Origin of the sequence: Aquirufa lenticrescens (genome assembly GCF_019916085.1) — a bacterium.
Taxonomy (GTDB): domain Bacteria; phylum Bacteroidota; class Bacteroidia; order Cytophagales; family Spirosomataceae; genus Aquirufa; species Aquirufa lenticrescens.
Map to the genome: position 1 here is coordinate 407483 of NZ_CP049834.1, position 11780 is coordinate 419262.

Consider the following 11780-nt stretch of genomic DNA (forward strand, 5'->3'; position numbering starts at 1 on the left):
AATATTATGCTTATTTCTTTGCAGCTACGCTACCTTGAATCGCTAAAACGATTTGAGAAACTTGACCGTTGTTAATCACGGTAACCGTTTTGTTAAAGTTTCCTGGGCGACCTGCAGAATTATAAGAAGCCGTTACTTTACCTGTTTTACCTGGCATAACTGGCTCTCTTGTCCAATCTGGAGTAGTGCATCCGCAAGATGGCTGAACGTTAGAAATAACGACTGGAGTTTTTCCTGTATTCGTGAATTCAAAGCTATAGGTAGCGATTGTTCCCTCCGTGATTGTTCCGAAATCGTGCTTTTCTTGTTTGAATTTTAAAGCACCTTGCGCGTTCGAAGTGAAGGCAAAGCCTAAAACAAGCGCAAATAGGGCGATTAATTTTTTCATATCTAATTTCATTGGTTTTATATACGATTCAAATCTATAAACAATAAAAGATTTCGGCAAGTTTCTTGTCCGGATTCTGTTTGGACGCCGAGGATTTTGTTGTATTTTTACGTGTTTAATAAGACCAAGCATTTGAATTCATTTACTTTTTCTAATCCTTCACTTTCCTTCGATCCTGCCCAGGTGCTCGAGGACTATCGTTTGGCTGCTATTAGCCGTGCTTGTAGTCTTTTGGTGCGTAAAGAAGTATTTTCTGGACGGGCGAAGTTTGGTATTTATGGGGATGGTAAAGAGTTGTGCCAAATTGCTTTAGCGCGTTCCATGCGCCCCGGTGACTATATATCTGGTTATTACAGAGACCAAACCATTGGTGCTGCGATCGGGGATTTAACATGGCCACAGTATTTCGCGCAATTATACGGTCATCCGGACATTCAATTTGATCCGCATTCAGGTGGACGTCAGATGAATAATCACCATGCTACGCGCTGGTTAGATGAGGACGGAAAATGGTTAGACCAAACTTCTCGTTACAATACGGTAGCAGGAATTTCGTCCACGGCAGGTCAAATTCCACGCGCTCTAGGCATTGCCTATGCCTCTAAAATGTACCGCGAAAGAGCGGATTTGAAAGAGCATGAGGCGCTTTTCTCTAAACAAGGTCAAGAAGTTTGTTTCACCACGATTGGGGATGCATCCACGTCTGAAGGAATGTTTTTGGAGTGTATCAATGCCGCTGGAGTATTACAAATTCCCATCGTCTTTTCAGTCTGGGATGATGGTTATGGAATCTCGGTTCCTATTGAGTTTCAAACGACAAAATCATCTATTTCGAAGGCTCTAGCTGGTTATCAGCGTAATGAGCTGGAAAAAGGATTAGAAATCATACAAGTGAAAGCCTGGGATTATCCAGGTTTAGTGGCGGCATATCAAAAGGCAACAGAACTAGCTAGAAAGGACTTTGTTCCTTGCTTAGTTCACGTGGTAGAATGTACGCAACCACAAGGTCACTCCGCGTCCGGATCACATGAACGCTATAAGTCAGCTGAGCGTCTAGCGTGGGAGTTAGAGGCGGATTGTAACGTGTTATTCCGTCAATGGGTATTGTCTCAAAAAATCGCCTCAGAAGAAGAGCTAAAAGCGATCGATGAGGAGGCTGTTATTTTAGCACGTAAATACCAAAAAGAAGCCTTTGCAGCCTATATGGCCTCAGTAGATGTGGATAAAAAAGGGTTTTTACGTATCGCAAAGAACCTGTTAGAGTCCACGAATGAGCCAGGGTTATTGCAGCCCATTATTGATGAATTAAACGCCCTTCCTTATCCTATTTTTAGTGATTTAGTGCGGGCTGGTCGCAAGACTTTGCGTGCTTTTCGTTTCTATCAAGGGCCTGCGGTTAAGTTGCTACGTAAATGGCTAGATGACCTCGAAAAATTGAATCGAAGACGCTTTAGCTCGCATCAAATGAGTGAGTCAGACGAGTCGCCTTTGTTGATTGAAGGGGTTAAGCCAACCTATGAAAAAGAGCCGTCCTTAGTAGACGGAAGAGAGATTTTAAACAAGGCATTTTCGCAGTTCTTGCAAGATCCACGCGTATTTATCTTAGGAGAGGACGTAGGGAAAATAGGGGACGTGAATCAAACATTGGCAGGGTTACAAGATATCTACGGTCCATTGAAAGTAACGGATACGGGTATTCGCGAAGTAAGTATTGTAGGCCAAGGAATTGGTGCCGCGATGCGCGGTCTAAAGCCTATTGTTGAGATTCAATATTTGGATTATATATTTTACCCTTTCCCTATTTTGTCGGATGATTGGGCTTGTTTGCATTATAGAACAGCAGGAGGTCAAAAAGCACCCATGATTCTTCGCACGAGGGGTCACCGTTTGGAGGGGATTTGGCATTCTGGAAGTCCGATGGCCGTTTTAATTAATGGTTTGCGGGGAGTACATTTCTGTGTGCCTCGTAATATGACTCAAGCGGCGGGTATGTACCGCACGCTTTTAAAGGGCGATGATCCGGGTATTGTGATCGAATGTTTGAACGGATACCGTTTGAAAGAGCCCATGCCGTCTAATTTGACAGAAATTGAGGTGCCATTAGGCATTCCTGAAATATTGCGTGAGGGGACTGATATTACCGTGGTGACCTATGGTTCGATGTGCCGGATTGTGATGGAAGCGGCGGAGACGTTGGCGGGATTAGGAATTTCTGTGGAAGTAATTGATGCACAGACTTTATTGCCTTTTGATCGCCATCACAGCATTTTGGCTTCTATTCAAAAGACACACCGCGTTATTTTTGCCGATGAAGATATGCCAGGAGGCGCATCTGCCTATATGATGCAAGAGGTGTTGGACAAACAGGGAGCCTTTACCTGGTTAGAAAGTCCAGCCGTTTGTATCGCAGCGACGGCTCACCGTCCTGCCTATAGTTCGGATGGGGATTATTTCTCCAAACCGAATACAGAAAATATCGTAGATGCCGTCTACGAAATCATGCGCGAATCGGATCCTTCGACCTACCCAGCCATCTATTTTTAAGATGAAAGCCTATTTCAAATCGATATTGGATGGAATTCAAAGCACTCGAAAGGGGATGGCTTTGACGTGGAAGCACGCTTGGGCGGCCCGCAACCAGCGTGGCATTCAAAATGTCCAAGATCCTGATTATTTTAATCAAAAGGCTGGTATTGTAACGCTACAATATCCGCAGCAACAAATACCTACTCCCGTTAACGGACGCTACCAATTACACAATGAGATGGACGATTGCATTGTCTGTGATAAATGTGTGAAAGTATGTCCGGTGGATTGCATCGAAATCGATCCGATCAAAGCGACGGGTTTAGTAGGAACGGCATCGGATGGTTCACCTATTCGATTATATGCCGCGAAATTTGATATTGATATGTCCAAATGCTGCTTCTGCGGCCTTTGTACCACGGTTTGTCCGACAGAATGTTTGACGATGACCTCGGAATATGATTTCTCTGTCTTCGACGTAAAAGAACATAACTTTGAATTCGCGAATTTGACACCCGAGCAAGCGGCTGAAAAACGTGCGCTGTACGAGCAATTTGTAGCAGAGAAGGAAGCGGCGAAAGAGGCAGCGAAAACGGCAGCACCTACCGAAGCGCCAACTGCTGAAACATCAGAAGAAAAACCTGCTACTCCTAAACCAGCCTTCAAACCAGCTTTCAAGCCTAGTTTTAAACCAAAGCCAAAACCAGACACCGAATGAGTCCCTTAGTTGTCGCTTTCTTGGTGTTAGCCTTATTGACGTGCGGAAGCGCATTATCAATGTTGTGGACGAAGAATTTATTGCACGCGGCTTTGGCCATGTTCTTAACCATGCTCGGCTTAGCCGGTTTGTACGTCTTAGCCTATGCGGACGTCTTAGCGGTCGCGCACTTATTAGTGTATGTGGGAGGGGTGTTAATATTGATCTTATTTGGGATTATGTTAACGAATCAAACGGATTCAGCCACCGGGAAGAACCACTTGATGACGCGGGAATCAGGTCGATTGTTGCCTTTTTCGATTGGATTATCTTTTTTCTTAGGCCTTTTCTGGTTATTCACGAAAGGACCTTGGATCAATAATTTGCCGGTGACCGGTGATTCTAAATTACGGGAAGTAGGTCTAGGCTTATTGACCGAGTATGCCTTTCCGTTCGAATTAGCAGGTGTGTTTTTATTGATTGCCTTAATAGGCGCCACTTTTGTCGCGAAGAGCCATGACTGATATTCCAGTAATCTATTTCTTGTGGGTGTCTGCTTTTCTGTTTGCGACGGGATTATCGATTTTGCTATTAAAGAAGAATACGATTTTCGTGTTAATGGGTATCGAATTGATTTTGAATGCGGCGAATTTGAACTTGGTGGCTTTTTCGAAAAATGATCCTTCGCTGCAAGGCCTGTATCTAAGTGTTTTCGTGTTAGTCGTGGGTGTTTGCGAGATGGCGATTGCCTTGGCGATTGTATTGCAAGTGTATCGAAACTACCGCGCGATCGAGGTGGATCAGTTCAAATCCGAATATTAGAGGTTTTCTAATTGCTTTTTGAATTTGAGGGCTTTCATTTTGCCTAGGACTTTGGCCAAATCCTCTTCTGAAGCCTCCTTCAGTTGTGCCACCGTCCCAAAAGCTTTCAACAACTTCGACGCCGTCAACTTCCCAATACCATCCATCGTCTCTAATTGCGAAACGATGAAATTCTTGCTCCGCTTATTTCTGTGTGCCGTAATCCCAAATCGGTGCGCCTCATCCCGCAACTGCTGAATCAGTTTCAGTGACTCGGATTTCTTATCAATATATAAGGGCAAGCTATCCTCAGGGAAATAAATCTCCTCTAAACGCTTCGCAATGCCGATGATGGGGATTTGTCCATACAAACCGATAGCCTTCAATGCATCACAAGCGGAACTTAGCTGGCCTTTTCCTCCATCGACGATGATTAAATCAGGTAATTCAGCTTCTTCTTCTAAAAGTCGTGTATACCGACGGGTAATCACTTCGTACATAGTCGCAAAATCGTCCGGACCTTCGACCGTTTTAGGTGTGAAGGTGCGGTAATCTTTCTTAGATGGTAGCGAATTCTTGAAACACACCATCGCAGAAACTGGATTTGTGCCTTGCAAGTTCGAGTTATCGAAACATTCAATGTGTTTAGGCAAATCGTTCAAGCGCAAATCGTTTTTCAACTTGATCATCACGCGCATCTTGCGATCGCCACCACTTTCTTCCGCCGCCTTGCGATCTGCCTTCTCTTTTCTAAAGTACAAGACGTTCTTCAAAGACATATCCAATAGCTTCCGCTTGTCGCCTTGACTAGGCAGCGTATTTTTTGCGCCCTCAAATTCGATCGACATTGGGATGTTGGTAATAATTTCTTTGGCCTTACTTTGAAATTGATCGCGCTTCTCCCAAATCAACATCGTTAACAACTCCGCCTCATCCTCTTCTAATTTCTTTTTCACCTCCCAGGTCTGTGACTGTAAAATCGTCCCATTGATGACCTTCATGAAGTTAATATAGGCCAAAGACTCATCCGACACCATCGAAAACACATCTACATCGTGGATAGAAGGATTCACGACAGTCGACTTCGCTTGGAAGTTTTCCAATAGCTGCCACTTCTCTTTCCACTCCTGTGCCTGCTCAAAAGCGAGGCGGGTGGAGGCATCCTGCATTTGGCCAATAAAAAAGGTCTTCGCCTTCTGGTAATTCCCCTTCAAAATTTGCGACACTTGATCGATGTATTCCATATAGCGGGACTCTTGCTCCAAACCCTCGCAAGGGCCTTTGCAATTCCCAATATGGTATTCTAAACAGACCTTGTATTTCCCTGTTTCTACGTTCGACTCCTTTAAATTCAACGCGCAAGTCCGCAAAGGATACAGCTGGTGCAACATTTCGAGAAGCGCATTCATTAATTTGGGATTCGCATAGGGGCCAAAAAACGTTCCCAAGGAATGGTTAATTCTCCTTTCTGTAATTAAGCGAGGAAAACGCTCGCGGGTTAAACAAATAAACGGATAGGTCTTGTCGTCTCTTAATAAGATGTTGTACTTCGGTTGAAATTGCTTGATAAGCGTGTTCTCTAAAAGAAGTGCATCAAATTCCGAGTGAACAATCGTGAACTCCAGCTTCCTAATCTGTGAAACCAGTCGCCTCGTCTTATTGTCCTTGCCTTTTGTATTCGTGAAATACGAACTAACCCGGTTTTTTAAATTCTTGGCCTTCCCTATATAGATGATGGTTCCGCTTTCATCAAAATAGCGGTACACCCCCGGATCTTCGGGTAAGGTGGGTAGGATAGATTTAGGGTCAAAAGTAGACATAGGCCAAAAATAAGCAAAAATCTCTTCTTTGTGTTTTTTGTAATTATCTAAGGTGACTACTTCTTTCATTTATTCAGATTACCTCTCTGTTATCAGGTGATTAAGACAAGGTGAAATCACGACAAAAACCGCAATTCTGCCGACCAAAGACGTCTTCTGTATTGTATTCAACAGATCAAATAGGCCTTCTTAGAGCGCATTAAGGGAATACTTCTATTTAAAATAAAAAAAATGAAAAAATATCTTGCGAAAACTTGTGCAGGTTGTAAGAATTGGACATATTTGGCAGTATGTAATAGTGTAGCATAGTTGTGGGCGGTATTCTATTTCCGAATCATTCGCCATCCTACGTTGTACTATTTAAAGATTTGTTTGACAGTTAAACCTATTTAAAGAACGTAAAATTATTTATTAACCATTATCAGAAAGGAGGCCTATCGAACTTTAACACATGAAACCCAAAATTTAATTTAAAAACTAACTTAATCTTTATTATGAAAAACAATTTTTACCAAAGTCTACGAAGCTTTCTTTTGCTAGCGATAGTGATGCTAGGAAGCTTTTCGTCATTTGCCCAAGACCGTAAGGTTACAGGTAAAGTCTCTGGGACAGATTCTCAGGGAATTCCAGGTGTAAGTATCTTAGTAAAAGGAACAAACACAGGAGCTACTACAGATGTTAATGGTACATTCTCTGTAACTGTTAAATCTGGATCAGCTGTTTTAAATATCTCAGCTGTAGGCTATAAGTCTCAATCAATTACAGTGGGTTCACAAACTTCTATCAATGTAACGTTAGCAGAAGATAATTCTCAGTTAGATGAGGTAATCGTAACAGGTTACTCTGTAACGAACAAGAAGGAATCTACAGCTGCTGCTTCTATCGTTAAAGCGAAAGATTTACAAATCTCTCCTTCAGGTAACGTAGAGCAACAATTACAAGGTCGTGTAGCCGGTGTTACTTTGATCACTAACGGACAACCAGGTACGAACAGTATCATCCGTGTACGTGGTTTTGGTGCATTTGGTGGTAACGAACCATTATACGTAGTTGATGGAGTTCCAGTAGGTACAACAGATTTTATCTCTCCAGATGATATCGAGTCAGTTACGGTCCTTAAGGATGCAGCAGCGGCTTCTATCTATGGTGCTCGTGCAGCGAATGGTGTAATCGTTTACACTACGAAGCGTGGTACGCGTAATAAAGGTATTACTGTTACTTATGATGGATTGTATGGTGGTACTGATCCTAACGTAGGTGGTGTAGCTAAAATGTTAACTCCACAGGAGCAAGCAGACTGGACTCACGTAGCTTACCGTAACAATGCGGCGGCTAACGGAACGGCAGTAGGTTATACTCACCCTCAATATGGTACTTCAGCGCAAGCTACTTTACCTACTTACTTGCACTTCAATGGCGCAAATGGTGTAAACTCTGGTGATATGGCAGCAGCTCAAGCAGCTTTTGCTTCTAATCCATTGAACACATTCGTAATCAAAACAAACAAAGCTGGTACTAACTGGTATGATGAAATCACTCGTTTTGGTACTACAATGCGTCACTCATTAGGTATCCAAGGTGGAACTTCAACTGGTCGTTTCTACTTAGGTTTATCTGGACAAGAGCAACAAGGTATCTTGATTCAAAATGATTTCAAACGTTATTCAGCACGTTTCAACTCAGAATTTGATTTAGGTAAAAAAGTACGTGTAGGAGAAAACATCCAAATGACATATCGTTCAGTACGTGGTCAAGCGGGTGGTAACAACGGTTTAGGTGTGGCTGCTGATGAATCAGTAATCTTATCTGCTTACCGTATGCCTACTGCGATTCCAGTTTACGATGAGTTCGGAAGCTTTGCATCTACTAAGGCTGCAGGTTTTAACAACCCACGTAACCCAGTTCGTCAAATCTTACGTAACAACTCAAACGATAACAACTACAATGCGTCTGCATTCGGTAACGTTTACGTTGAGTATGAGCCAATCAAGGATTTAATTATCAAATCTTCAATCGGTGGTCAATATGCAGGTTATGCATACAAAGATTATAACTACAAATATTTAGGTGATTCAGAGCCAGAGGCTTCTAACTCATTCTATGAAGGTTCTGGTTATAACTTCGCTTATACTTTCACAAATACAGCTGCTTACAAATACCAATGGAGAAAACATGGTGTTAAAGCGTTAGTAGGTATGGAAGCATTGAACACAGGTGCTGGTCGTCAGATCTCTGGTTCAGGTATCAATCCATTCTCAATGGATACGGATTTCGTAACTTTATCATCTGTACAATCTCCTGTAGTTAACTCAGGTTTATATTCTGGTGTTAATTTCTACTCTTTATTCTCTAAGTTAGACTATAACTTCAATGAGAAGTATTACTTAACGGGAGTTGTTCGTCGTGACGGATCATCTCGTTTCGGTTCTGAGAATCGTTATGGTATCTTCCCTGCAGTATCTGCTGCTTGGAGAGTAACTTCTGAGGAATTCATGAAAGATCTTCCTGCTATTTCTGATTTAAAAATCCGTGGTGGTTGGGGTTTAATGGGTAACTCGAATAACGTAGACCCTGCTAACCAGTACTCTTTATACGCTGCTAACCGTGGTACTTCATTCTATGCAATTGAAGGTCAATCATCAGGAGCGAACGAAGGATACTTCCGTTCTCGTATTGGTAACCCAGCTGCGAAGTGGGAGACTTCAGAAACAATGAACATTGGTTTTGATGCAACTCTTTACAATGGTAAGTGGGAAGTAGTTTTAGACGTTTGGAGAAAAGATACTCGTGATCTATTATTCAACGTACCTCTTCCAGCGGTAGTAGGTAACTCAGCTTCTGCACCTTCAGTAAACGTTGCTAAGATGCGTAACCAAGGTATTGATTTCCAAATCATCAACCGTGGTAACTTAACTTCAGATTTGAAATATGAATTAACATTCAATAACTCATTCTTGAAGAACGAAATCGTAGCATTTGCTCCAGGTATCACAAACTTAACAGGTGGTGCATTCCGTGGAATCACGCCAGTACGTATGGAAGTAGGTCGTTCTCTATCTTCTTTCTACGGTTACCAAGTGATCGGTTACTTCAACTCAGCTGCTGAAGTAGCTTCTTCTCCAGCGCAAGATGGTAAAGGCTTAGGTCGTTTCCGTTATGCTGATATCAATGGTGATGGTAAAATTACTACTGATGACCGTACGTTCTTAGGTTCTCCAGTTCCTACTTACACAGGTGGTATCAACATTGGATTGACTTACAAAGATTTTGAATTCGCAACGTATTTATATGCATCAGCTGGAAACAAAATTTGGAACCAATCTAAGTGGTTTACAGACTTCTTCGGAACGTTTGAAGGATCAGGTAAAGGTGAGCGTGCGAAGCAATCATGGACTCCAGAATTAGGAAACAGCGCTGCTGCTCCGATTTGGGAATCAAATTCAAACATGTCGACTTCAGGTGCTGCTAACTCATGGTATGTAGAAGATGGTGATTACATTCGTATTCAAAACATCTCTTTAGGATACAATATTCCTAAGAATTATACTTCTAAGTTAGGTATCAAGCGTGCGAAGTTTACTTTGTCAGCTAACAATATCTTCACTATTACTAAATACAAAGGTTTAGATCCTGGTGTTGGTGGTGCTGCTGATACAGGATTTGGTATTGATGTGGGTAACTACCCAGTGACTCGTTCATTCAACGCATCTATCAACTTGAGTTTTTAATTAGCGAAAGCCAAATTTAAAGAATATAAAAATGAAAAATAATCAGATTTTAAAGCGAATAGCTTTAGTGAGTGTGTCAGCTCTTACGTTGACCTTCGCTTGTAAAGATCAGTTCTTAGAAGTTCCGCCAACAGCCTCTTTGGCTCAAGCGCAATTATCTTCTAAAGAAGGTGTAGAAGGTACCTTAATTGGTGCTTACGCTCAGTTAGCTGCAAAAGGATATACTCGTCTTGCTGCAGGTAATAACTGGGTATGGGGTTCTATCCGTGGTGGTGAGAACAACAAAGGTACGGATGCGGGTGACTTTACGTCAATCAACCCTATGCAACGTTATGAAGTTCAACCAACAGATGGTGACTTGAACTCTACATGGCAAGCAAAATACGAGGGTATTGCTCGTTGTAATGCGACGATTAACTTAGCAAATGGTTCGAAAGAATTATCTGCTGCAGATAAGACTCGTATCATCGGGGAAGCACGTTTCTTACGTGGTCACTTCTACTTCGAATTGAAGAAGTTATTCAACTCTGTTCCTTATGTTGATGAGACACAAGATTACGGAAAAGGAATCGAAAAAGTAGCTAACACAGAAGCATTCTGGGATAAGATCGAAGCTGATTTTGCTTTTGCTTATGCTAACTTGCCAGCTACGTCTTCTTCTGCAGGTCGCGCTAACAAATGGGCTGCTCAAGCTTATTTAGGAAAAGCGTTATTGTACCAAGGAAAGTTTGCTGATGCGAAAGCTAAGTTTACTGACGTTATCGCTAACGGTGTAACTACAAATGGTAAGAAATACGGTTTAGTTCCTAAGTTTGCTGAAATCTTCAATGCGGAGAATGACAACAACGAAGAAGCTATTTTCGCTATCCAATCTTCGATGAATACAGGTAACGTGAATAACGCGAACGGTTTCGATGACTTGAACTACCCATACAACACGGGTTCTGATGGTCCAGGTAACTGCTGCGGATTCTTCCAACCTTCGTTCTCTTTAGCGAATGCGTATCGTACAGTTAACGGTTTACCTATCTTAACTGAAACAGCTGGTGCTCCAGATTACAACTCTGATGCAAATGCAGTGAAGAATGACTTTAAAATCGCTTCTTCTGCAGCATTTACTGAAGATGCAGGTCCATTAGATCCTCGTATTGACCACACTATCGGTCGTCGTGGTATCCAATACTTAGACTGGATCGAGCACCCTGGTAAGAACTGGATTCGTGATCAAACGTACGCAGGTCCTTACTCACCTAAGAAATACGTTTACTACAAGCGTCAAGAGAATACATTAACTGATGGTTCTTCTTGGACACGTGGTTATGCTACAATGAACTTCAACATCATTCGTTTCGCAGACGTTTTATTAATGGCTGCTGAGGCTGAAATCGAAGCGGGTACATTAGCGAAAGCATTAGAGTATGTGAACTTAGTTCGTGCTCGTGCAGCTAACCCTGCTGGTTTCGTAATGAAAGGTGGAGTACCTGAGGCTAACTATGTAATCGCACCTTACACAGCATTTGCTGACAAGGCTACTGCTCAAAAAGCAGTTCGTATGGAGCGTATGTTAGAATTAGCTACAGAAGGTCACCGTTTCTTCGACTTAGTTCGTTGGGGTACAGACGTTACTACGTTAAATGCTTATTTATCGTACGAGTCTAAATTCTTAGTAACTAAGTTTGGTGGAGCTTCTTACCAAGCAACGGATAAGTATTTACCTATCCCACAAGCTCAAATCGATATCCAAGGTTCTTCAGTATTGAAGCAAAACGCAGGATATTAATTTGTTCTAATTTTTCTTAAAAAAGGTGGGATATTAATCC

The 11780-nt window shown here is 42.1% G+C and carries 8 protein-coding genes; 6 read left to right on the forward strand and 2 right to left on the reverse strand.

Features of this window, described 5'->3' with window-relative positions; translation table 11 throughout:
- Window positions 1-10: 10 nt before the first annotated feature.
- Window positions 11-388 (reverse strand): DUF1573 domain-containing protein, encoded by a 378-nt coding sequence (locus G9X62_RS01930; protein WP_223131133.1) that lies wholly within the window; start codon window positions 386-388, stop codon window positions 11-13.
- Between the two features lie 132 nt (window positions 389-520).
- Here G9X62_RS01930 and G9X62_RS01935 point away from each other — a divergent pair, with 132 nt between their 5' ends.
- Genes G9X62_RS01935 through nuoK form a run of 4 tightly spaced genes read left to right on the forward strand, consistent with a single transcriptional unit; the run spans window position 521 to window position 4433 of the window.
- Entirely contained in the window at window positions 521-2932 is a 2412-nt protein-coding gene (locus G9X62_RS01935; RefSeq protein ID WP_223131134.1) for an alpha-ketoacid dehydrogenase subunit alpha/beta, read from the forward strand.
- A gap of 1 nt (window position 2933) precedes the next feature.
- Window positions 2934-3632, forward strand: coding sequence for a 4Fe-4S binding protein (locus G9X62_RS01940; protein WP_223131135.1), 699 nt, complete (start codon window positions 2934-2936; stop codon window positions 3630-3632).
- Window positions 3629-4135: an NADH-quinone oxidoreductase subunit J family protein gene (locus tag G9X62_RS01945; protein WP_223131136.1), complete on the forward strand. Its 507-nt coding sequence runs from the start codon at window positions 3629-3631 to the stop codon at window positions 4133-4135. The genes G9X62_RS01940 and G9X62_RS01945 overlap by 4 nt, the downstream gene beginning before the upstream one ends.
- A complete protein-coding gene (nuoK, locus tag G9X62_RS01950) occupies window positions 4128-4433 on the forward strand; it encodes an NADH-quinone oxidoreductase subunit NuoK (RefSeq protein WP_223131137.1) in 306 nt (101 codons plus the stop codon). The genes G9X62_RS01945 and nuoK overlap by 8 nt, the downstream gene beginning before the upstream one ends.
- Here the strand turns inward: nuoK and uvrC are convergent.
- Window positions 4430-6232 (reverse strand): excinuclease ABC subunit UvrC, encoded by a 1803-nt coding sequence (gene uvrC, locus G9X62_RS01955; protein WP_223131795.1) that lies wholly within the window; start codon window positions 6230-6232, stop codon window positions 4430-4432. The genes nuoK and uvrC overlap by 4 nt on opposite strands.
- Before the next feature lie 494 nt (window positions 6233-6726).
- On the opposite strand from uvrC, the gene G9X62_RS01960 reads away from it, so the two are divergent.
- Together G9X62_RS01960 and G9X62_RS01965 are read left to right on the forward strand one after the other, a co-directional pair.
- Entirely contained in the window at window positions 6727-9960 is a 3234-nt protein-coding gene (locus G9X62_RS01960; protein WP_223131138.1) for a SusC/RagA family TonB-linked outer membrane protein, read from the forward strand.
- Window positions 9961-9991: 31 nt separating this feature from the next.
- Window positions 9992-11740, forward strand: coding sequence for a RagB/SusD family nutrient uptake outer membrane protein (locus G9X62_RS01965; RefSeq protein ID WP_223131139.1), 1749 nt, complete (start codon window positions 9992-9994; stop codon window positions 11738-11740).
- Window positions 11741-11780 lie beyond the last annotated feature (40 nt).